The 22620-nt window shown below is 34.6% G+C and carries 23 protein-coding genes; 16 read left to right on the forward strand and 7 right to left on the reverse strand.

Going from position 1 to position 22620, the window contains the following annotated elements; all coding sequences use genetic code 11:
* Positions 1–60 precede the first annotated feature (60 nt).
* The 7 genes from ACZ0AH_RS03425 to ACZ0AH_RS03455 all read right to left on the reverse strand — a co-directional run bounded on the left by ACZ0AH_RS03425 (position 61) and on the right by ACZ0AH_RS03455 (position 12892).
* A complete protein-coding gene (locus tag ACZ0AH_RS03425; protein ID WP_463474481.1) occupies positions 61–552 on the reverse strand; it encodes a lipid-binding protein in 492 nt (163 codons plus the stop codon).
* 10 nt (positions 553–562) lie between these two features.
* Positions 563–1327, reverse strand: coding sequence for an immunoglobulin-like domain-containing protein (locus tag ACZ0AH_RS03430; protein WP_463474482.1), 765 nt, complete (start codon positions 1325–1327; stop codon positions 563–565).
* A gap of 13 nt (positions 1328–1340) precedes the next feature.
* Complete coding sequence (locus tag ACZ0AH_RS03435; RefSeq protein ID WP_463474483.1) at positions 1341–2768, reverse strand: SusD/RagB family nutrient-binding outer membrane lipoprotein; 1428 nt, start codon at positions 2766–2768, stop codon at positions 1341–1343.
* Between the two features lie 16 nt (positions 2769–2784).
* Complete coding sequence (locus ACZ0AH_RS03440) at positions 2785–5970, reverse strand: SusC/RagA family TonB-linked outer membrane protein (RefSeq protein WP_463474484.1); 3186 nt, start codon at positions 5968–5970, stop codon at positions 2785–2787.
* A gap of 583 nt (positions 5971–6553) precedes the next feature.
* Positions 6554–8014: a SusD/RagB family nutrient-binding outer membrane lipoprotein gene (locus ACZ0AH_RS03445; RefSeq protein ID WP_463474485.1), complete on the reverse strand. Its 1461-nt coding sequence runs from the start codon at positions 8012–8014 to the stop codon at positions 6554–6556.
* Between the two features lie 11 nt (positions 8015–8025).
* Positions 8026–11304: a SusC/RagA family TonB-linked outer membrane protein gene (locus ACZ0AH_RS03450; protein WP_463474486.1), complete on the reverse strand. Its 3279-nt coding sequence runs from the start codon at positions 11302–11304 to the stop codon at positions 8026–8028.
* An 88-nt stretch (positions 11305–11392) separates the two neighbouring features.
* Positions 11393–12892, reverse strand: coding sequence for a BamA/TamA family outer membrane protein (locus tag ACZ0AH_RS03455; RefSeq protein ID WP_463474487.1), 1500 nt, complete (start codon positions 12890–12892; stop codon positions 11393–11395).
* A gap of 384 nt (positions 12893–13276) precedes the next feature.
* Between ACZ0AH_RS03455 and rpsL the strand changes: the two genes are divergently transcribed.
* The 16 genes from rpsL (at position 13277) to rplX (ending at position 22618) form a co-directional block, all read left to right on the forward strand.
* Positions 13277–13660 carry a 30S ribosomal protein S12 gene (gene rpsL / locus ACZ0AH_RS03460; protein ID WP_007136570.1) on the forward strand — a complete coding sequence of 128 codons (384 nt, stop codon included), beginning with the start codon at positions 13277–13279 and terminating at the stop codon, positions 13658–13660.
* 119 nt (positions 13661–13779) lie between these two features.
* On the forward strand, positions 13780–14256 hold the full coding sequence (rpsG, locus tag ACZ0AH_RS03465; protein WP_007803600.1) for a 30S ribosomal protein S7: 477 nt from the start codon (positions 13780–13782) through the stop codon (positions 14254–14256).
* 10 nt (positions 14257–14266) lie between these two features.
* Positions 14267–16423: an elongation factor G gene (gene fusA / locus ACZ0AH_RS03470; protein ID WP_074659368.1), complete on the forward strand. Its 2157-nt coding sequence runs from the start codon at positions 14267–14269 to the stop codon at positions 16421–16423.
* An 11-nt stretch (positions 16424–16434) separates the two neighbouring features.
* A complete protein-coding gene (gene rpsJ, locus ACZ0AH_RS03475; protein ID WP_007803605.1) occupies positions 16435–16740 on the forward strand; it encodes a 30S ribosomal protein S10 in 306 nt (101 codons plus the stop codon).
* A 402-nt stretch (positions 16741–17142) separates the two neighbouring features.
* Positions 17143–17760, forward strand: coding sequence for a 50S ribosomal protein L3 (gene rplC / locus ACZ0AH_RS03480; protein WP_007803612.1), 618 nt, complete (start codon positions 17143–17145; stop codon positions 17758–17760).
* Complete coding sequence (rplD, locus tag ACZ0AH_RS03485) at positions 17760–18389, forward strand: 50S ribosomal protein L4 (protein ID WP_089351922.1); 630 nt, start codon at positions 17760–17762, stop codon at positions 18387–18389. The genes rplC and rplD overlap by 1 nt, the downstream gene beginning before the upstream one ends.
* 7 nt (positions 18390–18396) lie before the next feature.
* Positions 18397–18687: a 50S ribosomal protein L23 gene (gene rplW / locus ACZ0AH_RS03490; protein ID WP_007803621.1), complete on the forward strand. Its 291-nt coding sequence runs from the start codon at positions 18397–18399 to the stop codon at positions 18685–18687.
* Positions 18688–18696: 9 nt separating this feature from the next.
* On the forward strand, positions 18697–19521 hold the full coding sequence (gene rplB, locus ACZ0AH_RS03495) for a 50S ribosomal protein L2 (RefSeq protein ID WP_463474488.1): 825 nt from the start codon (positions 18697–18699) through the stop codon (positions 19519–19521).
* Between the two features lie 6 nt (positions 19522–19527).
* Positions 19528–19806, forward strand: coding sequence for a 30S ribosomal protein S19 (gene rpsS / locus ACZ0AH_RS03500; RefSeq protein ID WP_012022488.1), 279 nt, complete (start codon positions 19528–19530; stop codon positions 19804–19806).
* Between the two features lie 6 nt (positions 19807–19812).
* On the forward strand, positions 19813–20226 hold the full coding sequence (rplV, locus tag ACZ0AH_RS03505; protein ID WP_007803631.1) for a 50S ribosomal protein L22: 414 nt from the start codon (positions 19813–19815) through the stop codon (positions 20224–20226).
* Between the two features lie 5 nt (positions 20227–20231).
* Positions 20232–20993, forward strand: coding sequence for a 30S ribosomal protein S3 (gene rpsC, locus ACZ0AH_RS03510; protein WP_007803635.1), 762 nt, complete (start codon positions 20232–20234; stop codon positions 20991–20993).
* Positions 20994–21012: 19 nt separating this feature from the next.
* On the forward strand, positions 21013–21438 hold the full coding sequence (gene rplP, locus ACZ0AH_RS03515) for a 50S ribosomal protein L16 (RefSeq protein WP_007803637.1): 426 nt from the start codon (positions 21013–21015) through the stop codon (positions 21436–21438).
* A 13-nt stretch (positions 21439–21451) separates the two neighbouring features.
* Complete coding sequence (gene rpmC, locus ACZ0AH_RS03520) at positions 21452–21643, forward strand: 50S ribosomal protein L29 (protein ID WP_007803639.1); 192 nt, start codon at positions 21452–21454, stop codon at positions 21641–21643.
* A 17-nt stretch (positions 21644–21660) separates the two neighbouring features.
* Positions 21661–21921 carry a 30S ribosomal protein S17 gene (rpsQ, locus tag ACZ0AH_RS03525; RefSeq protein ID WP_007803646.1) on the forward strand — a complete coding sequence of 87 codons (261 nt, stop codon included), beginning with the start codon at positions 21661–21663 and terminating at the stop codon, positions 21919–21921.
* Positions 21922–21923: 2 nt separating this feature from the next.
* Positions 21924–22292: a 50S ribosomal protein L14 gene (gene rplN / locus ACZ0AH_RS03530; protein WP_007803649.1), complete on the forward strand. Its 369-nt coding sequence runs from the start codon at positions 21924–21926 to the stop codon at positions 22290–22292.
* Between the two features lie 11 nt (positions 22293–22303).
* Entirely contained in the window at positions 22304–22618 is a 315-nt protein-coding gene (gene rplX, locus ACZ0AH_RS03535; protein WP_007803650.1) for a 50S ribosomal protein L24, read from the forward strand.
* Positions 22619–22620 lie beyond the last annotated feature (2 nt).

Here is a 22620-nt window from a genome sequence, read left to right on the forward strand (position 1 = left end):
AAAAAAAACCATCCCAAATGAATGGGATGGTTTAGTTGTAATATATTTAGAATCTAAGTTCTAGTATTCATCTTCGTAGAAACCAGTTCTTCTGCTTCCTTCGTAAGAGTAGATTACTCCAGGCTCATCACTGAACTCAGCTTTAAAAGAGATTTTGTCAACTTTGTGACCTCCTTTAGAAGTTGCAGCATCTTTTTCAACTTTACCAGCTGTAATGCTTACAGTTCTTGCATTGTATGCATTAGCAGCAGAAGTTGCTGTAAATGAACCATCTTTGTTAGTAGTAACTTTAACTTTAAATTCTGCAACACTTTCGTGATCATCTAACCACAATGTACCGTCATTTGCAGCAGTATTGTAAGTAGAAAACAAATCATGTTCTGAGATTGCAGTTCCAGTTGCATCAGATACAGTTATGAACCAGTCACCTGCAAATGCTTCAACAGACGTTCCTCCTGGTTCAGTATCTCCAACTTCATCACAAGATGCAAATGAAGTAAGTACAAGTACTGCTACAAGAATACGTGTTATATTTAATTTTAATTTTTTCATCTTAATAATTTTAAAGTTGTAATTGAGTTAATGTTGAAACAAAATTATAACTAGTAACTGGTGGAACAGTTAACCAGTTAGTTGAAAGAACAACTGTTTTGGTAGCAGCATTAACAGATAATCCAGTTATGTTAGCAGTTCCTCCAAAATATGCATTCCCTAATGGGTTTCCTGGGAAAGTGAAAGTGTTAGTTGGAATGTTACCAGCAATTGTTCCGCCTTGAGTAGCAGAAGTAATACCGATATTTCTTCCTATACTATACCATCCACCAAAAGCATCAGATACTCCGTAAGTTCCGTCAGTATTTTTCCAGATATAGATATATTTCTGGTCTACTGAACTTCCTTGAGATGCAGCTAATAATGAACCGTTTCTTCTTGTTGTAGAAAGATAAACACCTTCGATACTGTTTACTAGATCACCAGTTTTGTAAACAATTACTTTTCTGGTTGCAGTTGCTTTAAAACCATCTCTGTTTGTTGCAGTGTAGGTTTGAGTATACTCGTCAGCTTGATTAAGATCAAGAGTTTTAGCTCCTCTGAAGTTTCCGTTAAAAGTTGAAACAGTTGGTATAACAGTTCCACCTTCTTCTGCGACAACTCCTGGATCATTATAAGTTCCACCCACTGGTACAAATACTGTACTAGCGCCATTCACTTCAATTGTAGGGTAAATTGTAACTTTAGACACCCCATCTGTTGAGTCAGTATCACAAGAGGTAAGAAGCAATCCGCTAATTACTACTGTCATCAGTTGTATAAATATTTTTTTCATCTTTTAGATTTAATTAGTTAACATCCCACCATACAACATCCGTGATTGCTTTTAAAGCCGGTGCATTAGGGTTTCTTGATTTTACTGTATTTGGTAAAATAATTCTTTTTGGGAATTTATCGCCTGTTACATTCTCTACAGATATAGACAATTGTCCAGGAACATATGCATCGCTTGTTTGAGCAACAGCAGACACTCTAGGGAATCCAGTTCTGTTTTGCTCTAAGAAAGATTCGTAACCATTTCCAGGGAAACTTGCAATCCATTTTTGAGTAATAATAGCTTCAATTTGAGCAGCAGTTCCAGTTGCAGGGAATTCGTATTTTCCACCAGCAGCTAAAAGAGCAGTTGCAGATCCAGCATATCTTGTGATATTAGCTGTTACACCTGCATCATATTTAGCTTTAGCTCCAGCTCCGCCATAATATCTTGTAAGCGCTTCTGCTTGTAAAAAGTAACTTTCTTCTTTACTCATGAAAAATACAGGAGTTGTAGGGCTTAAAGTAACTAATGAAAGATTAGTTGCAGTGTTTTCGAAATCACCTTGTGTATTTGGATTTCCAGCTCCATAATATTTACCTAAACGTGGGTCAGCATTTGTTTGTAAGTAAGAGTATAAAGTTTTACTAGCTCTTAAGTTCAAAGTAGTATTCAACTGTCTTCTGTCAGTTTCGTACAATGGGTTACTTCTGTCTGCAGCATCTTCAAATTGAGTCATTGCAGCATCAACATCTAAAAATTGAGCACCTGAATCGATTAATGCTTTAATTCCTGATTGAGCAAGAGCAGGATCTACTTCAGTTAATCTCATGTGTAATTTTAATAACAAAGTGTTACCAAATTTAGTCCAGTTTGCCATGTTTCCAGCAAAAATGAAATCATCAGCTTTAGGAGCAGCACCTACAGAAGTACTTAAGTCTTTTGATAAAGCTAATTTTAAATCAGCAATCATTAAGTCATAAGTTTCTTTTCCAGTGTTGAATTTCGGCTGTAAGATGTTTACATTATTTGCCTCAGCATAAGGAATAGCATCGTATAAATCTGTCATTATTTGAGAAGCTTCTACTTCAAGAGTAGTTGCGATTAAATAATAATTCCAGTTTTGTTCAGCCAATGCTTGTGCTTTTACAACTCTAATGTCATTTAAAGCATCGTACATAGCTGTCCATCCAACTTGGTAATCATTTGTTCCAATACTGTATGCATCAATATCTTTGTATTGATTTGAAGTATTGTTTTGTGTCCAGAATTGAGACCAAAACCCACCAATAAGTGCGTAGTATGATCCTTGAGCTCCTGCAAGTCCTGCTATACCAGCAGGAAGAATGGTGCTGTTTGCTTGCCCCGGAGACAATGAATCCGGATCTCTATTAATGTCAAATGTTTCATCACATGACACTAACAAGAAAAGTGCTGCTATTATTGTTGTTATTTTTTTCATTTTTCTATATTTATTTTTAGAATGATAATTTTAAAACTCCACCTACTGATCTTTGTGAAGGGTTAGCTCCAAATTCTCCAAAATCAGAAGATACACCAGTTCCGTAAGTTCCAGTTTCAGGATCTGTAAATGGGTTTTCTCCAGGAGTCCACATGAAAAGGTTTCTTGCGTAAACACCAAGCGTGATTTTGTTTAATCCCATGTTTTTACTAACGGCAGAAGGGAAATCATAGTTAAAATTAACCTCTCTTAATCTTACAAAAGTTTTATCGATAACGTGAGTAGACTCGATACCAGGATTGTTTGAAGTATTGTAGAAAGAAGTTACTTTATCCCAAGCAATTGGAGTTGTATTTTCTGTATAAGTTACTGCTTTTGTTACAGGATCTACGTGCTCATTAACAGAGTTAGGAACGATAAATGGATTTCTGTCGTTGTAAGTAGTTTCAATACCATTTCCTACGAAAGCAGAAAGTCTTTTTGTGTAAGAATAAAATTCTCCACCTTGTTTCCAGTCTAATGAGAATCCTAAGTTAAAGTTTTTGTATTTGAAAGTATTTTGTAATCCCATTACGAAATCACGTTGTGAGTTTCCAATACGTTGAATATCATCACTTACTTCATACATACCAGTACTAGCATTTACTACATATTGTCCTGCAGCGTTTACTTTAGGTGTTTGAGAGTAAAATGTACCAATTGGCTGTCCTTTAGTTGCAGAGAATGTTACTCCATAAGCACTAGCTAAGTCAATTCTGTCAAAACCATCAGCTAACTTAGTAACTTCATTCTCGTTTTTAGTGAATGTATAAGTAATGTTCCAAGAGAAATCTTTGTTTTTAATTGGGCTACCAGTAATAGATACCTCAATACCTCTATTTTGAATAGTAGCAGCATTAATAGATTTACTTGTAAAACCTGTTGATGGGTCTAATGGTAAAGAAACGATCAGGTCAGAAGTTGTTTTTTGATATAAAGCAATATCATAACTAAGTCTGTTTTTGAAGAATGATCCCTCAGCACCTACTTCATATTCAACAGTAGTTTCTGGTTTCAAACCTGCATTTCCAAGTGTAGAAGCAGCTTCGTAGTAGCTTATTCCTCCGATAGGAGATGCAATTATACCAAAGTTTGCAGCAGCTGATCCAGGTACATAAGAATTTTCTGTTTGGTAAGGCTGTGTATCATTTGCAATTTTAGAAGCAGCAGCTCTTAATTTAAGGAAAGTGTCTCCACTATCAATTACAATTGCACCAAGTGATGCAGATGGGTAGAAATATGCATTGTTACCAATTGGCAAAGTAGAGGTAACATCTTCTCTAGCTGTTAAGGTTGCAAAATATTTGTTTTTGAAAGCAAACTCAGCAGATCCGTAAACAGCTCCTGTTTTTCTAACAGAGTTAGCTTGTGAAATAACTGGTCTAACAGAAGAGTTAGAAAGCTCGTAATAACCAGGTATTCCTAAGTTTGTGATTGAGTTGAATAATTGATCAGCCTCTCTTTTGTTGTAAGTAACACCACCTAAAAGATTGAATGTCCAGTCTTCACTTAAGTTTGTATTGTAGTTTACGTTGAAGAATGTATCGAACTCGCTGAATTCTGATCTTCCTTCTGTAACTCCACCCACAACTTTGTTCGCTCCGGCAACTGCCTGAGGAGTTCCTGGTAAATAATCTACGATTGCACCGTAACTTTTGAATCTTTCTTCTCTTAAGTTACCACCAATTTGCCATGTAGCAGTTATTTTGTCTGTTAACTTGTAGCTCAAATTCACGTTTCCAAAAATATTGTTTCCAATAATTTTTGTACTGTTCTCGTTAATTGAGAAATATGGATTAGAAGCGTAAGGAGTGAAATAATAATCAGGTGTATTGAAGATATTGTTTTTGTAATCTCTTAAATCTACAACACTTACATCTCTAGGGATTTGTAATAAGTCTTGTTGTAAAGTTGAACCTTGACCAGCATCATCACCTTGTCCTGCATTAACAGCACTTTGATCTTTGTATACATAGTTCAAAGAAGTTCTTAATGTAAATCTATTTGATTTCAAACCACCATTGAATCCTAAAGATTGTTTTTTGTATAAATCAACATCAGTAGGTACAACTCCGTCACTGTTTACGTTTGAGAAAACCAAAGAGAAATCTGAAGTATCTCCACCACCACTAAGAGTTGCAGATTGAGTTGATAAAACACCAGTGTTATAGAAATCTCTAACGTTGTCTTTTAAACCTACATAAGGTTTAATTTGTTGAGTTCCGTTTGAAATTGTTCCCCAAGGTCTAACTTCTCCATTGAAAGCAGGTCCCCAAGAACCATTTTCATTACTGTATGTATTAGTTCCTGAATATCCAGCAGCATTCCATCCTTCACCAAATTGGTTTTGTAAGTGAGGAACTCTTGCAACTTCACTGAATTCTGTTGAAGCTAATAAGTCAACTTTAATTCCTGAGTTTGCTTTTCCTTTTTTAGTTGTAATGATGATTACGCCACCACCAGCTCTTGAACCGTATAAAGCAGATGCAGCAGCTCCTTTAAGAACCGTCATGCTCTCAATATTATTTGGGTCAATATCACTAATACCATTTCCAGCATCGTAAGATCTTGTAGTAGTAGTAGTTCCTGTTGCACTGTTGTTGATAGGTGTTCCATCAACTACATAAAGAGGACCATTGTTTCCGGTAATAGTGTTCAAACCACGGATAACTACTTTAGTAGAAGCTCCAGGTTGAGAAGGAGAAGTAATGTCTACCCCTGCAATTTTTCCAGAAAGTGTTTCAAATGGGTTTGTGTTTACTACAGCAGTAAGTTGGTCAGCTTTTAAAGTTGTTGTTGCATAACCAAGAGATTTTTTTTCTCTTTTAATACCGAAAGCAGTTACAACAACACCTTCTAGTTCTTGTGCACCAGCGTCAGCTAATTTTACATTAACAACTGAAGAAGCTGCTACTACTTCTTGAGATTTCATCCCAATGTAGCTAAATACCAAAACTTGGCTTGAAGATGCCTTGATAGAAAATTTACCATCAAAGTCTGTTTGCGTTCCCGTCTTAGTTCCTTTAACTAATACACTAACACCTGGTAAAGGCATTCCTGCATTGTCAGAAACTGTTCCAGTAACAGCTCTTTCTTGCGCAAAAGTAAGTTGCGCAACTAGTACTAACAATAGTACTAAGAATCCATTGAACTTTAGTTTCATTTTTAAATATTTTGAATTAGTTCGACAAAAATCTTAATAATTTGTTAATCTACCTAATATAAAAAGCTTTTTTTTTAGTTAAATTATGATTTTGGGGTAGTAATTTGCTCTTTTATCGATAAAAATGGGTGTAAAATTACAAATCCGTAATTTTTAGTGTTAAATTTGATAATAATTAAAAATTTTGACACAGCTATAAATGTTAAATTTATTGATGACCGCTATTTAATTGTTTTTTTTATAACTTTTATCCTAAAAAAATGTTCTCAACGAAGTCTTGTAATTTGTTAAAATGGTTATGATTATGCAATGGACTATTTATTCTATAAAAGACAATAGAGTGAAACAGCGTTTAGGTTTGAAGAAAAGGTAATATATCAAGTAGAAAAAGCAGTGTTAAAAACAGCCTTTTTTGTAACGTAATTTTATGATTTATTTGCCTGTTTTACTATTATAATAGAGTTGTATTTTGAATTTTAAAAAAATGCAATGTAAAGTTAAAATTAAGAATGTTTTAAAATAAAAAAACAGTTGCAATATAATTTTGCAACTGTTTTGTTTATTAGAAGTTATGTATTGAAATTTAAAATTTATCCCAGAATAATTTCGTTTCTACAGCATCTCCACCAATCGCTGAACTAGCTTCTGTGTAACTAGCTTTGTTTAATGATTGTTCAATGATAGGATATGTATAACGTAAAGGCACATCTGAAACAGCATCAGCAGGCGGGACTAAAACTGGGAAATCCAATCTTCTGTAAGATGACCAGCCTTCAAATGAATTGTTATAATAAGCAATCCAGCTTTGAGTTCCAATTTTTTGTTTCCAGGTTCCGGTTGCAGTTGTGTATGCTACAGCTGGATTAGCCAAATAAGTTGTAGCTTCTGCCGCAGTTCCTCCCCAATCTAATATAGAAGCTGTAATTGCAGCATTATAATGTGCTTCGGCATCTGCAGGAGTTCCAAATAAAGATCTTTCAGCAGCTTCTGCTAATAAAAATTCAGTCTCGGCATAATCTAAGATTGTTCCTGGATAGTCAGGAGCCTGAATTGTTGGTGTAATATGAGTTTTATTAGCAAATGAATTACTTGCTCCGTTTTCTCCGCCAATATATTCAATTTCAGGAGTAGTAGGATCATCCACATTATCGTCGAAATATTTTGCACGTCTTGGATCTTGTAAAGCATTCATCGCATCTACTAATGTATTAGCAGGTACAAAATCTGAACGACCGCTGGCAACAAGATCTACATATAGTGGATTTGTATTTGGCGTTGCTGTTAAATATTTTAAATCAGCATTATCAAGATTTGATGTAAATACAAATGGTGCAGCACTAGAAACAGTTGCTTGCGCTAATGCACTTTCGGCAGGAATATCAGAAATCGTAATACCCAATCTTAATTTTAAGGTATTTGCAAATTTGATCCATTTTGCTACATCTCCACCATAAATTCTATCATTACCTCCAAAACTTTTACCTCCGGTATTAAGTTTTCCGATAGCATTGTTTAACCTGGATATAAGATCTTTATAAATAGTTAAACCATCATCGTATTTAGGAGTTTTGTAATTTAGATTTAATGCTTGAGAATAAGGTACATTACCAAAAGTCTCTACTAAAATTGCATAAGTATAAACGTTTAAAACCTCTATGATAGCAAGTTTGTTTTGTTTGTCTAAAGGATTCTCTGTTAAGCCAAGTGGAGTAGCGGTGATGTTTTTGGCGCTTTGGTCTAGATCTTTTAGGACATCTTTATATAAAAACTGCCAATGCTGCTCTGGAATTGTTCGGGTAACTAAGTCGTAATTACTTTCATCAGTATATACAGTTTCTGTAAAATATTGATCAATTAATCGGATTACATTGTTGTTTACATTTGTATTCGTCATTTGATCTACTAAACTTTTTTGAGCACTTGTAAATAACGCTTCGCCAGGTACGTTTGAGGGATCCTTAACGTTTACGTTTAACTTTTCTATATCATCAGAGCAGGACGAGAATGTTGCTGCGGTGAGTAGAATTATAAATATTTTTTTCATGATTTCTTGATTTAAAATTGGATTTTAACGTTGAAGCTAATATCTCTTGTTGAAGGCAAAGATCCTGTTGAGTATCCTTGTAGATTTCCTGCTCCTAAACCTGATTCTGGATCTGCATCTGGTAAGTTTTTATGTATAATCCAAAGATTTGTTCCTACAACACTTAAAGTCATTCCGTTTATAAAAGTATTTCTCAATGTTTTTTCTGATAAAGAATAAGAAATTGAAGTTTGTCTTAATTTGATGTAACTCGCGTCATATACAAATGCTTCGTCCGGTAATCCTCTTCTATATCCTTGTGCTCCAAACTGGCTCGCGTTAATTCTGGTTGTATTAACAGCTCCATTTGGGTTAACTCCCGGATTGATAAATCCTCCGCTGTCAGCACCTGAAGTAATTGGATTTCTCACGGGGTTTCCAAGGTCATTTAAGAAAGCCGTGTCATCAGGTAAACCTGTTGCAAGCCCATAATAACGGTCTAATGAGAATATTTGTCCTCCTTTTTGCATGTCAATCAAGAACTCAAGAGAGAAGTTTTTATAAGTGAATTTGTTGTTTAAGCCTCCTGTGTAATCCGGATTTGCATTTCCAATTGCATTGTCTGAAGTTGAAGTTTTAATATATTGACCATTTGCAGGATCAACAACTCTTTGTCCGTTTAAGTAAGTATATTGAGTACCATAAATTACACCATATGGTTGCCCAACTGCTGCATTTATAGTTACACCACCTTGAAAAGATCCTAATTGTAAGTTGTCAATACCATCTAAAAGATCTACAACTTTGTTTCTGTTTCTGGCAAAGTTCAGGTTGATGTCCCATGAAAAACTGTCTGTTTTTATAGGAGTGCCATTTAAGGAAATTTCAATCCCTTTGTTTTCGATTTCACCGGCATTAATTAATTCATTCAAATATCCTGTAGAAGAAGTTAATCTTAATGGGATGATTTGGTCAATTGAATTTGATTTGTAATAAGAGAAGTCAAGTCCCAATCTCTTTTTGAAAAAAGAAAGCTCTAAACCAGCCTCGTAACTTTTTGTGCGTTCTGGTTTTAAATCAGGATTGTTTTTAGTGTCTTTTACGGATGCTGATGCTGCTCCAAATGCTGTGTTTACTGCATAAGTATCTAATATTCTATCAAAACCAGGACTATTTCCAACTTCGGCATAATTAAGTCTGACTTTTCCAAATGATAACCAGTCGGCTTTTACAAATTTAGAAAATACAAAACTTGATGAAACGGAAGGGTAGTAGTAAGAACTGTTTGCTTCTGGTAAAGTTGAAGAATGGTCTCTTCTTATTGTTCCTTCCAGATATAGAAAGTCATCATATCCAAAAGAAGCGCTTCCGTAAATACCATCAACCCCAATAGATTCATCTCTTTCTATCGGAGCTAAAAGTGGGCTTACTGTATTTTGTAAAGCATAAAGTTTAGGTATTGCAAGTCCACCGTTTGTTGCGGCAAATATAGAACTGTAATAACTTCTTCTGATGTTTGTACCAACAACTCCTTTAAGGTTTAATTTCTGCGTAATATTTGTGTTGTAATTTAACATGAAATCATAGTTGTACTCGCTGAAACCTATGTTTTTTCTTGAGTATCCAGATGATGCAGGGCTTCTGTTAAGAGAACCATCGCCTCCGCCAACTCCAATACCAAAATTAGCCGGTACACTACCAATTGCTCTTCTTTCTTCTTGTAGTTCGTCATAAGTATCAACAGAAACTCTTCCATAAGCATCTAGCCAGCTTGTAACTTTATAGTTTAAGGAGGCATTACCAATAAATCTGTTTCTGCTATCTGATTCGTAGTTTTCGTAACGTTGAAAATAAGGGTTGTCCCAGAATATTGGAGTAGGATTTGTATAAGAATTAGGGTTCCATGATACATTTCTTCCTGTAAGCTCGTAAGCTTGTTTTAAACCTTGCAAGTCTACGTTAGTTTGCCACCATTGTCTAAAGTTACCGGCAATGTTGTCATTGTATCCTGTGCTATTTCTTCCAATAGTACTAGTTCTTGTGAAATTTCCATATCCAGCTACAGTTAGCCTATCGTTGATAAGTGTTGAAGCGTTTAATGTTAAAGTGTTTCTTTTTAATGAGCTATTAGGTAAAAGTCCAGTTTGATCAAGGTTGTTAAAACCTAATCTTAAATAACCATTTTCTAAACCTTTATCGATAGATATCGAATTTGTAACAGCAACTGGTTTTTCGAAAAATGTTATCGGACCATTTTTAGCACTTTGCCACGGTGTAGCTTTCATGTAGTTTGGTGATTCCGGATAAAAAGCATCCCATTGATATACTAATAAATTAGGATTAAAAGCTTGTCCGTAAGAAGCATCTTCTGTTAATGGAGTTACATTGTCTAAAACTCCGTCGCCATTGATATCAATATGATCTAAATAAGAGTCTTCATCCGGACCATAATAAGGACCATAACCTCCACCGTATTGATTTTGATATTTTATAAAAGTACTTTTATCTACAGAACCAACAGTTACTCCTGAATTTACTGTAATAGAATATCCTTTTCCTTTTTTATTTCCTTTTTTTGTAGTAATTACTACAACTCCATTAGCGGCTCTGGATCCGTAAAGTGCACTTGCTGCAGATCCTTTAAGTACGTTTATAGATTCGATGTCTTCGGGGTTGATGTCTGATGCGGCACTACCGTAGTCGTAACCAGCTCCAGATTGTTCTTGATCTCTTGAGTTTGAATTGTTATTGCTTACAGGAACTCCGTCAATAACAAATAGGGCTTGATTGTTTCCGGTTAAAGATGAATTTCCTCTAATAACGATATTGGTAGAACCACCAAAATTTGTAGTTCTTTTAACTTGTACACCAGAAACCTTACCTGATATAGCATTGACAAAGTTGTCGCTTTTAACTGCCGATAAATTTTCTCCTTTAACTTCTTGGGTGGCATATCCCAGAGATTTTTTCTCTCTTGAAAGTCCTAATGCGGTAACAACAACTCCTTCTAGTTGTTGAGCGTCTCCTGATAATTTAGCGTTAACTTGTGATGAGCTTGCTGCAAATTCTTGCGATTTCATCCCAATGTAGCTAAATACTAAGACTTGGCTTGATGTTGCTTTGATGGAATATTTTCCATCAAAATCTGTTTGTGTTCCAGTTTTTGTTCCTTTTACTAACACACTTACGCCTGGTAAAGGCATTCCTGCGTCATCAGTAACAATACCTGAAACAGTTCTTTCTTGTGCAAAGGTTAGTTGCACGATTAGTGCTAATAATAGCACGAGAAATCTGTTTAACTTTGGTTTCATATTATCAAATATTTTGGAATTAGTGATGTAATATTCGTAATTACTTACTAAAATTCCTAATATTTTGTTAACATATTTTTACAAACTGTCAAAATTTAACATTATAACATAAATTAACGATACTGTTATAAAATTTTATTTCTGCCTTATTTGTGCTTCCATTAGCAATTATTAATTTTAATAGCCCGTTTTTTGTTAATAATCCAAATCCTACACCTATGGTTATTAAATTGTTAATTTTTTTACTATTTACTAAAGAAGTCTGATCTTGATAAATTCCATAATCAAGTATACTATGGATGTATAAATTTTGAGTTGTCAGATATCTATATTCGGTCATTATCAAATTAGCATTATTTCCTTGTAAGCTATTTTCTGAAAAACCCCTTATTGAATTTATTCCTCCAAATCTAAAAAGTTCGTTTGTAATGTAATTTTTGCTTTGCAGGTAGTAATTTTGTGAATTTATGTAAATGAAGTTTTTCTTGTTGAGTTCAAAATTGTAAGACATATTTAAATTGCCATAAAATTGTTTGCTGGATTCTGCTGTTTCCGGATCGTTATTAGTATCTCTTTTTCCATATCCAATTAAAAAATTTACATATGCCTTCCTGAAAAAAAGTAGGTTAGTGTGATCCATTTTTTTGTAATCAAAAGAAGAAGTAAGATAAGAGTTTTTGAAATCACTTATCGTTGCGCTGTTTGTGTTTTGAATATCACTTGATTCAGTGGACTGATATCCCAGATAAATTTTCGAATTGTAGTTTAAATAATATCCTAAATCAATTGCGGTTTTGGTATTTTGAAAAGTACTGTCTTGTTTGAATATATTTAATTGAGCTTTCAGTCCTAGTGAAGTTTGAAAAATATACGGAATTTCTACTTTGGTGTTAAAAGTTGTTTGTTGATTTCCGTCGCTTTTCCAATAAAGTGAAAATTGTTCGCCTGCGTGAAGTGTATTTATTAATGTAATGTCTAAATATCCGTTAAGTGTTATTTTTTTGGTTTCATTATTCGAAAATCCAATATAGCCATCAAATGTGTTTGCTTTTCTTTTTTCTAGATAAGTGTAAATTTTTGTCGAATCATTTGTAAATAATATTTGGGGATATTTTGTTTGAGTAATAAAATCAAAGCTATTTATATCATTATATAATTCTTTTACGATTTCCTGATTAAAAGTTTTGTTGAGATATTTTTTGTTTAGTTGTTTTAAATGTCCTTTCGGGAAATAGTTCTTACTATTATTGTTTGCCTGATTTATGATAATCGCATTAATGGCTCTTTTCTTTTCAGACTTAAAATTTAAATCGGCATAAATAATCTCATTCTTTCTATGGATATTTCCGAGTTTTATTTTGCTTAATGCAAAGCCAAGTTTTTCAGCATCAATTATTTTTTGATTCAAGTAATTTTCTACTTCTTCATAAGGTAAAATAATGGTGTCTTTTTTTGTTTCGAACGATTTAAAATATTGATTTTCTTTACCTATATATATATGTATACTTTTTGTTCTCTTTTTAAGATCGATTATTGCTGTATAAGTGCTGTCATTTGTTTTTTTTGTTTCCAGAATTTTATTGTCCAAAAAACCTTTTTTAGTTAGTTTTTCAGAAATGTTTTTTGTTTCGTCAAAAAGAGATTTTATGTTAGGATGTTTTGTTTGGTAATATAAGGAATCAATTATTTGGTTTTCAGAATTGTTAGACCCGTGTATTTTTAAATAAAAATTCTGGGCATAAGCAGAAAAGTTTATGCAAATAATGAATATGTATAAGAGTTGTTTCAAAAGGAATTATTTGGTTTGTTAAAAGTATTGAAAATATATGTCGTTTGTTTCTAAAAAGATAAGCTTAAATAATGTTATTGAAAATTAATGGATTAACGTTTGTATAGTGAAAAATATTTTATACATTTGCAACCCCGTAAAAAGCGGGAATTTAATATACATAATAAATTTTTAGTATTAATTATGCCAACAATTCAACAATTAGTAAGAACAGGAAGAACTCAGATCACTAAGAAGAGTAAATCGGTTGCTTTAGATTCTTGTCCTCAAAGAAGAGGGGTTTGTACGCGTGTTTACACTACTACACCAAAAAAACCAAACTCTGCAATGCGTAAAGTTGCGCGTGTACGTTTGACAAATGGTAATGAAGTGAATGCTTACATCCCTGGAGAAGGACACAATCTACAAGAGCACTCGATAGTATTAGTGCGAGGTGGAAGGGTAAAAGATTTACCAGGTGTTAGATATCATATCGTTCGTGGAGCGCTTGACACGTCAGGAGTTGCAGGAAGAACGCAAAGAAGATCTAAGTACGGTGCTAAACGCCCAAAAGAAGCAAAAAAGTAATTTAAAACGTTAAGAGTTGGAGGTTAGGAGTTGAGGGTTGGAGATTGAAAATGAAAGTTTTAAATTTTTGACACATAACATTTAACGGATAACCTATAACTTTTTATTAAAAAAAAGACATGAGAAAAAGAGCGGCAAAGAAAAGACCACTTTTACCAGATCCAAGGTTTAACGACCAATTGGTAACACGTTTTGTGAACAACTTAATGTGGGACGGTAAGAAATCTACAGCTTTCAAAGTATTTTATGATGCAATTGACATCATTGAGTCTAAAAAGCAAGATTCAGAAAAATCTTCATTAGAAATTTGGAAAGATGCTTTAACAAACGTTATGCCTCACGTAGAAGTGCGTAGTCGTAGAGTTGGTGGAGCTACATTTCAAATTCCAATGCAAATTAGACCAGACAGAAAAATTTCTATGGCAATGAAGTGGTTAATACTTTATTCTAGAAGAAGAAATGAAAAATCTATGGCACAACGTTTAGCATCAGAATGTTTAGCTGCTGCTAAAGAAGAAGGTGCTGCGGTTAAGAAAAGAATGGATACTCACAAGATGGCAGAGGCTAACAAAGCTTTCTCTCACTTTAGATTTTAATTCGTAAGAAATGGCTAGAGATTTAAAATATACAAGAAATATCGGAATTGCTGCTCACATTGATGCTGGTAAAACAACAACAACTGAGCGTATCCTTTTTTATACTGGAAAGTCACACAAAATTGGTGAAGTACACGATGGTGCTGCAACAATGGACTGGATGGCTCAAGAGCAAGAAAGAGGTATTACAATTACTTCAGCTGCAACAACTTGTGAGTGGAATTTTCCAACTGAGCAAGGTAAAATTTTGCCTGAATCTTTGCCATATCACTTTAATATTATTGATACTCCTGGACACGTTGACTTTACTGTAGAGGTAAACCGTTCTTTACGTGTACTTGATGGATTGGTTTTCTTGTTTAGTGCTGTTGATGGTGTTGAGCCACAATCAGAAACTAACTGGAGACTTGCTGATCAATATAGAGTTCCACGTATGGGATTCGTTAATAAAATGGACCGTCAAGGATCTAACTTTTTGGCAGTTTGTCAACAAGTTCGTGATATGTTAAAATCAAATGCTGTTGCGATCACTTTGCCAATCGGTGAAGAAAATGATTTCAAAGGTGTTGTAGATTTAGTAAAAAACCAAGCTATCATTTGGCATGATGCTACTCAAGGGGCGACTTTTGATATTGTGCCAATTCCTGAGGATATGATTGCAGAGGTTAAAGAATACAGATCTATTCTTATTGAAGCAGTTGCTGACTACGATGAAAATCTTTTAGAGAAATTCATGGAAGATGAAAACTCTATTACGGAGGAAGAAATCAACAACGCTTTAAGAGCTGCTACTATGGATATGGCTATCATCCCGATGATTGCTGGTTCTTCTTTCAAAAACAAAGGAGTTCAGTTCATGTTAGATGCAGTTTGTAAATATTTACCTTCTCCAATGGATAAGGAAGGTATCGAAGGAATTCACCCTGATGATGCTGAATTATTAGAAGAAGATCAAACTAAAATCTTGCGTAAGCCAGATGTAAAAGAGCCGTTCGCTGCTCTAGCATTTAAAATTGCTACTGACCCATTCGTAGGTCGTTTAGCTTTCTTCCGTGCTTACTCTGGTCGTTTAGATGCTGGTTCTTATGTTTTGAACACTCGTTCAGGAAATAAAGAAAGAATTTCTCGTATTTACCAAATGCACGCTAACAAACAAAATCCAATCGAATTTATTGAGGCTGGAGATATTGGAGCTGCTGTTGGATTTAAAGATATCAAAACTGGAGATACATTGTGTGATGAAAAACACCCAATCATTCTTGAGTCTATGAAATTCCCTGCGCCGGTAATTGGTATTGCAATTGAACCTAAAACTAAAGCTGACGTTGATAAAATGGGTATGGCTTTGGCTAAATTAGCTGAAGAAGATCCAACATTTACTGTTAGAACAGATGAGGCTTCAGGGCAAACTATTATCTCAGGTATGGGTGAGCTTCACTTAGATATCTTAGTAGATCGTATGAAACGTGAATTTAAAGTTGAAGTTAACCAAGGTGAGCCTCAAGTAGAATATAAAGAAGCGTTTACAAGAACTGCAACACACAGAGAAACTTACAAAAAACAATCAGGAGGTCGTGGTAAATTCGGTGATATCGTATTTACACTTGAGCCAGCTGACGAAGTTGATGGTAAAGTTCCTGTAGGATTACAGTTTATTAATGCAGTAAAAGGTGGTAACGTTCCTAAAGAATATATCCCTTCTGTAGAAAAAGGTTTCCGTGAAGCTATGAAAACTGGTCCATTGGCAGGTTATCAAGTGGATAGTTTAAAAGTAACTTTGACGGACGGATCTTTCCACCCTGTCGATTCTGATGCTCTTTCTTTTGAATTAGCTGCAAGAATGGGTTATAGAGAAGTAGCTAAAGCTGCTGGTGCGATTATTTTGGAGCCAATCATGAAAATGGAAGTTATTACTCCTGAAGAAAACATGGGGGATATCGTAGGTGATATCAATCGTCGTAGAGGTCAGGTTAATGACATGGGTGACAGAAACGGTGCTAAAACTATTAAAGCTGATGTGCCTTTATCAGAAATGTTTGGATATGTAACAACATTAAGAACATTGTCTTCTGGTAGAGCAACTTCAACAATGGAGTTTTCTCACTATGCAGAAACACCTTCTAATATTTCAGAAGCTGTAATTAAAAAAGCAAAAGGTAACGCTTAATTCTTAAGAAAATGAGTCAAAAAATCAGAATAAAACTAAAATCTTACGATCACATGTTGGTAGACAAGTCTGCTGAAAAGATCGTAAAAACAGTAAAAACTACTGGGGCAGTTGTAACAGGTCCAATTCCGTTACCAACTCACAAAAAACTTTTCACTGTGTTACGTTCTCCGCACGTTAACAAAAAAGCGAGAGAACAATTTGAAGTAATGTCATACAAGAGATTGATTGATATTTATTCATCTTCATCTAAAACTATTGATGCATTAATGAAACTTGAATTGCCAAGTGGAGTTGAAGTAGAAATAAAAGTATAATTTTTTATTATATTTTGCATATAAAAAGCGAGACAGAAATGTCTCGCTTTTTTTTGTGGACAAAAGTTTTCATGGGTATTTTTTTTTGAAATATTTACTTTATGAATTATTCTGTTTTTGTTGAAATGTCTTGAGTTTAGGGTGTTGCGGATGTTTTTTCTTTCCGTCATTAAGTAATTGTTAAGCTAAATGTTGTTGTGAGTTAAAAAGTCAAAATTTATTTTTTTAAAGAAATAAAATATGGATGACCGTCAGATTGATGCTTTGATTTTGATTATGAGCTATTTAATTTTTATAACCGTTTGGTATATTCAATTTTAATGTATACTTTTGCACTCCCTGTTTGGAAATTTCTGTTATTTTCAAATTGAAGGGAATTTTAGTAATTAATAATTAATATTTATGTCTGGGTTAATTGGTAAAAAAATCGGCATGACTAGTATTTTCGACGAAAACGGGAAAAACATTCCTTGTACAGTAATCGAGGCTGGGCCGTGTGTTGTTACCCAAGTCAGAACCAAAGGTGTTGACGGGTACGAAGCGTTGCAACTTGGTTTCGATGACAAAAACGAGAAACATTCCACTAAAGCGGCTTTAGGTCACTTTAAAAAGGCTGGAACTGTTGCTAAGAAAAAAGTCGTTGAATTTCAAGATTTTGCAACTGAACAAAAATTAGGAGATCTTATTGATGTTTCTATTTTTGCTGAAGGAGAATTTGTAGATGTACAAGGTGTATCTAAAGGTAAAGGTTTTCAAGGGGTTGTTAAACGTCACGGATTTGGTGGTGTTGGACAAGCAACTCACGGTCAACACAACCGTTTAAGAGCGCCAGGTTCTGTGGGGGCTTCTTCATATCCATCTAGAGTATTCAAAGGAATGCGTATGGCTGGAAGAATGGGAGGAGACAATGTAAAAGTTCAAAACCTTAGAGTTTTAAAAGTAGTTGCTGAAAAGAATCTGCTTGTTATTAAAGGATGTGTTCCTGGACATAAAAACTCTTATGTAATCATTCAGAAGTAATGGAAGTAAAAGTATTAGATTTCAACGGAAAAGATACTGGAAGAAAAGTTCAACTTTCTGATTCAGTATTCGCAATTGAACCAAATAATCACGCTGTATACCTTGATGTTAAGCAATATCTTGCTAATCAAAGACAAGGAACTCATAAGGCTAAAGAAAGAGCTGAAGTGACAGGAAGTACGCGTAAGATTAAAAAACAAAAAGGAACTGGTACAGCTCGTGCGGGAAGTATCAAAAATCCATTGTTTAAAGGTGGTGGAACAGTTTTCGGACCAAGACCAAGAAGTTATTCATTTAAATTGAATAAGAGCTTGAAAAGATTGGCAAGAAAATCAGCTTTCTCAATCAAAGCAAAAGAGTCAAATATTATCGTTCTTGAGGACTTTAATTTTGAAACTCCAAACACTAAAAATTTCATTAACGTTTTGAAAGCTTTAGGGTTAGATAATAAAAAATCTCTATTTGTGTTGGGAGAGTCAAATAAAAATGTATATTTGTCGTCACGCAATTTAAAGGCTTCAAATGTCGTAACTAGCTCAGAGTTAAGCACTTACGCTATTTTGAACACTAATAATTTAGTGCTTTTAGAAGGTTCTTTGGAGTTAATTGAAGAAAATTTAAGTAAATAATAGGAATATGAGCATCATAATTAGACCTATAGTAACGGAAAAAGTAACCAAAGAAAGTGAAGTTTTAAACCGCTTCGGATTTGTTGTTGACAAAAAAGCAAACAAAGTTCAAATTAAGAAAGCTATTGAAGCTGCTTATGGAGTAACTATCGTTTCAGTTAACACGATGAACGTAAGACCGGATAGAACTACAAAATACACTAAAAGTGGTTTGATCAGTGGAAAGACAAATGCAATTAAGAAAGCGATTGTTCAAGTACAAGAAGGAGAAACAATTGATTTTTACAACAATATCTAAGATAGAAAAATGTCAGTAAGAAAATTAAAACCTATTACCCCAGGTCAGCGATTTAGAGTTGTGAATGGTTATGACGCCATTACAACTGATAAGCCGGAACGCTCTTTGATAGCGCCGATAAAAAACTCTGGAGGTAGAAATAGTCAAGGAAAGATGACCATGCGTTATACGGGTGGTGGTCACAAGCAGAGATATCGTATTATTGATTTCAAAAGAACTAAAGACGGAATTCCGGCTACAGTGAAATCAATTGAATATGATCCAAATCGTACTGCATTTATCGCTTTATTAGCTTATGCTGATGGAGAGAAAACTTATGTAATTGCTCAAAACGGATTGAAAGTTGGTCAGAAATTAGTTTCTGGTCCAGAATCTCAACCTGAAATTGGTAATACATTGCCTTTAAGCAAAATTCCTTTAGGAACTGTTATCTCTTGTATTGAGTTACGTCCAGGTCAAGGAGCAGTAATCGCTCGTTCAGCTGGTACATTTGCTCAATTAATGGCAAGAGATGGAAAATATGCTACAATTAAAATGCCATCTGGTGAAACAAGATTGATCTTGTTAACTTGTTCGGCTACAATTGGAGCTGTTTCTAATTCAGACCACCAATTAGTTGTATCAGGAAAAGCTGGTAGAACAAGATGGTTAGGAAGAAGGCCTAGAACAAGACCTGTTGCAATGAACCCTGTTGATCACCCAATGGGTGGTGGAGAAGGACGTTCTTCTGGTGGACATCCACGTTCAAGAAATGGAATACCAGCAAAAGGTTATAGAACTCGTTCTAAGAAAAACCCGAGTAACAAGTATATCGTAGAACGTAGAAAGAAATAATAAGATATGGCACGTTCATTAAAAAAAGGACCTTTCGTTCATTATAAGTTAGACAAGAAAGTTCAGGAAAACGTAGAAAGTGGTAAAAATAGTGTAGTAAAGACTTGGTCTAGAGCTTCTATGATTACTCCAGATTTCGTTGGACAAACTATCGCAGTTCATAACGGTCGTCAATTTGTACCAGTTTACGTAACAGAAAACATGGTAGGTCACAAATTAGGAGAATTTTCACCAACTAGATCTTTTAGAGGTCATGCTGGAGCAAAAAATAAAGGTAAAAAATAAGAAGCAATGGGAGTTCGTAAAAGAGAAACAGCAGATGCGAGAAAAGAGGCTAATAAGTCTATTGCTTTCGCAAAATTGAATAACTGCCCTACTTCACCTAGAAAAATGCGCTTAGTAGCGGACTTGGTAAGAGGTCAGAAAGTAGAAAGAGCACTTAACATCTTAAGATTCAGTTCTAAAGAGGCTTCAAGAAAATTAGAAAAACTATTATTATCAGCAATCAACAACTGGGAGCAAAAAAATAGTGAAGGTAATTTAGAAGAAGCTGGATTATTTGTTAAAGAGATCAGAGTAGATGGTGGAATGATGTTGAAAAGACTTCGTCCAGCTCCACAAGGTCGTGCACACAGAATAAGAAAACGTTCTAATCACGTAACAATCGTGCTTGGAGCTATCAATAACACACAAAGCAATTCTTAAGCAGCATGGGACAAAAGACAAATCCAATTGGAAATAGACTTGGTATCATCAGAGGGTGGGACTCAAACTGGTATGGTGGAAATGATTACGGTGATAAACTTGCCGAAGATCACAAAATCAGAAAGTATATCCACGCTCGTTTATCAAAAGCTAGTGTATCAAAAGTAATCATCGAGAGAACTTTGAAACTTGTAACCGTTACTATCACTACTGCTAGACCTGGTATCATTATCGGAAAAGGCGGACAAGAGGTAGACAAGTTAAAAGAAGAACTTAAGAAAGTTACTGACAAAGAGGTTCAAATTAACATCTTTGAAATCAAAAGACCTGAATTAGATGCTTATCTTGTGGCGACAAGCATCGCTCGTCAAATCGAAAGCCGTATTTCTTACAGACGTGCAATCAAAATGGCTATTGCTGCTTCTATGCGTATGAACGCTGAAGGTATTAAAGTTTTGATTTCTGGTCGTTTGAATGGTGCTGAGATGGCACGTTCAGAAGGTTTCAAAGAAGGTAGAATTCCTCTATCAACTTTCAGAGCTGATATTGATTATGCTTTGGCTGAAGCTCACACTACTTATGGTAGAATGGGTATCAAAGTATGGATCATGAAAGGTGAAGTTTATGGAAAGAGAGATCTTTCTCCACTTGCAGGAATGGATAAAAAACAATCTGGAACTGGTGGTGGTAAAGGTGGAGATTCTCCGAGAGGAGACAGAAAACCTTTTAATAAAGGTGGTAAACCAGACGCTCGTAAAAGAAAGTAAATTTTTAAACTAAAGAAAAATGTTACAGCCTAAAAGAACAAAATACCGTAAGGTACAAAAGGGTAAAATGAAAGGTAACTCTCAAAGAGGGCATGAACTTTCTAATGGAATGTTTGGTATTAAATCTGTACATGAAGATGGAATGTTCTTAACTTCTCGTCAAATCGAAGCTGCACGTATTGCTGCAACTCGTTTCATGAAGAGAGAAGGACAATTATGGATTAAAATATTTCCAGACAAACCAATTACTAAGAAGCCTCTTGAGGTACGTATGGGTAAAGGTAAAGGTGCCGTTGAATATTGGGCTGCCGTTGTTAAACCCGGAAGAATTATGTTTGAAGTTGGAGGAGTTCCTTTATCAGTTGCAAAAGAGGCTTTACGTCTTGCAGCTCAAAAGCTTCCAGTAAAAACTAAATTCGTCGTTGCTAGAGATTTCGAAGCATAATTAAATTTATATTATGAAACAATCAGAAATAAAAGATCTTTCTGCAGCGGAGTTGCAAGAAAAACTTAGTCAAACTAAGAAAATATATGCTGACCTAAAAATGGCTCACGCTATTTCTCCAATTGAGAACCCGCTTCAAATTAGAAGCGTAAGAAGAACAGTTGCAAGATTAGCTACAGAGTTAACTAAAAGAGAGTTACAATAATTGTATTCTGCTGAAAGATGGAAGAAAAAAGAAATTTAAGAAAAGAAAGAATAGGTGTTGTTACTTCAAATAAAATGGATAAGTCTATTGTTATTGCTGAAGTAAGAAAAGTAAAACACCCATTATACGGTAAGTTCGTGTTGAAAACAAAGAAATACGTTGCACACGACGAAACAAACGACTGTAACATTGGAGATACTGTAAGAATTAGCGAAACGCGTCCTTTAAGTAAAACAAAATGTTGGAGATTAGTTGAAATCTTAGAAAGAGCTAAATAATTATGGTACAACAGGAATCAAGACTAAAAGTAGCAGATAACACGGGAGCAAAAGAAGTTTTAACTATCCGTGTTTTAGGAGGTACCAAAAGAAGGTATGCCTCTGTTGGTGACAAGATTGTAGTATCTATTAAAGATGCAACTCCTAACGGTAACGTTAAAAAAGGAGCTGTTTCAACTGCAGTTGTTGTACGTACCAAAAAAGAAGTGAGAAGAGCTGATGGTTCTTACATCCGTTTCGATGATAATGCATGTGTTCTTTTGAACGCAGCAGGGGAAATGAGAGGAACACGTGTTTTTGGTCCGGTAGCAAGAGAACTTCGTGAAAAACAATTCATGAAAATTGTATCATTAGCACCAGAAGTGCTTTAATTCGTTTTAAGATGATAAAGCTAAAAATAAAATCAGGAGATATCGTAAGAGTTATTGCTGGAGACCATAAAGGTGCTGAAGGTAAAGTTTTACGTGTTTACCGTGAGAAAAATAAAGCGATAGTTGAAGGTGTAAACATGGTTTCGAAACATACAAAACCAAGTGCTAAAAACCCTCAAGGTGGTATCGTTAAGAAAGAAGCTTCTATACAAATATCTAACATTTCACTAATTGATCCTAAAACTAAGGAAACAACTAGAGTTGGTATTAGAGTAGAAGGAGATAAGAAAGTAAGATTTTCAAAAAAATCTAATCAAGTACTATAGTA

The sequence above is a fragment of the Flavobacterium sp. AC105 genome, assembly GCF_979258495.1.

Bases quoted from the DNA above. Each gene is read 5' to 3' on its own strand.
- ACZ0AH_RS03425 (WP_463474481.1), bottom strand. From the start codon at position 552: ATGAAAAAATTAAAATTAAATATAACACGTATTCTTGTAGCAGTACTT.
- ACZ0AH_RS03430 (WP_463474482.1), bottom strand. From the start codon at position 1,327: ATGAAAAAAATATTTATACAACTGATGACAGTAGTAATTAGCGGATTG.
- ACZ0AH_RS03435 (WP_463474483.1), bottom strand. From the start codon at position 2,768: ATGAAAAAAATAACAACAATAATAGCAGCACTTTTCTTGTTAGTGTCA.
- ACZ0AH_RS03440 (WP_463474484.1), bottom strand. From the start codon at position 5,970: ATGAAACTAAAGTTCAATGGATTCTTAGTACTATTGTTAGTACTAGTT.
- ACZ0AH_RS03445 (WP_463474485.1), bottom strand. From the start codon at position 8,014: ATGAAAAAAATATTTATAATTCTACTCACCGCAGCAACATTCTCGTCC.
- ACZ0AH_RS03450 (WP_463474486.1), bottom strand. From the start codon at position 11,304: ATGAAACCAAAGTTAAACAGATTTCTCGTGCTATTATTAGCACTAATC.
- rpsL (WP_007136570.1), top strand. From the start codon at position 13,277: ATGCCAACAATTCAACAATTAGTAAGAACAGGAAGAACTCAGATCACT.
- rpsG (WP_007803600.1), top strand. From the start codon at position 13,780: ATGAGAAAAAGAGCGGCAAAGAAAAGACCACTTTTACCAGATCCAAGG.
- fusA (WP_074659368.1), top strand. From the start codon at position 14,267: ATGGCTAGAGATTTAAAATATACAAGAAATATCGGAATTGCTGCTCAC.
- rpsJ (WP_007803605.1), top strand. From the start codon at position 16,435: ATGAGTCAAAAAATCAGAATAAAACTAAAATCTTACGATCACATGTTG.
- rplC (WP_007803612.1), top strand. From the start codon at position 17,143: ATGTCTGGGTTAATTGGTAAAAAAATCGGCATGACTAGTATTTTCGAC.
- rplD (WP_089351922.1), top strand. From the start codon at position 17,760: ATGGAAGTAAAAGTATTAGATTTCAACGGAAAAGATACTGGAAGAAAA.
- rplW (WP_007803621.1), top strand. From the start codon at position 18,397: ATGAGCATCATAATTAGACCTATAGTAACGGAAAAAGTAACCAAAGAA.
- rplB (WP_463474488.1), top strand. From the start codon at position 18,697: ATGTCAGTAAGAAAATTAAAACCTATTACCCCAGGTCAGCGATTTAGA.
- rpsS (WP_012022488.1), top strand. From the start codon at position 19,528: ATGGCACGTTCATTAAAAAAAGGACCTTTCGTTCATTATAAGTTAGAC.
- rplV (WP_007803631.1), top strand. From the start codon at position 19,813: ATGGGAGTTCGTAAAAGAGAAACAGCAGATGCGAGAAAAGAGGCTAAT.
- rpsC (WP_007803635.1), top strand. From the start codon at position 20,232: ATGGGACAAAAGACAAATCCAATTGGAAATAGACTTGGTATCATCAGA.
- rplP (WP_007803637.1), top strand. From the start codon at position 21,013: ATGTTACAGCCTAAAAGAACAAAATACCGTAAGGTACAAAAGGGTAAA.
- rpmC (WP_007803639.1), top strand. From the start codon at position 21,452: ATGAAACAATCAGAAATAAAAGATCTTTCTGCAGCGGAGTTGCAAGAA.
- rpsQ (WP_007803646.1), top strand. From the start codon at position 21,661: ATGGAAGAAAAAAGAAATTTAAGAAAAGAAAGAATAGGTGTTGTTACT.
- rplN (WP_007803649.1), top strand. From the start codon at position 21,924: ATGGTACAACAGGAATCAAGACTAAAAGTAGCAGATAACACGGGAGCA.
- rplX (WP_007803650.1), top strand. From the start codon at position 22,304: ATGATAAAGCTAAAAATAAAATCAGGAGATATCGTAAGAGTTATTGCT.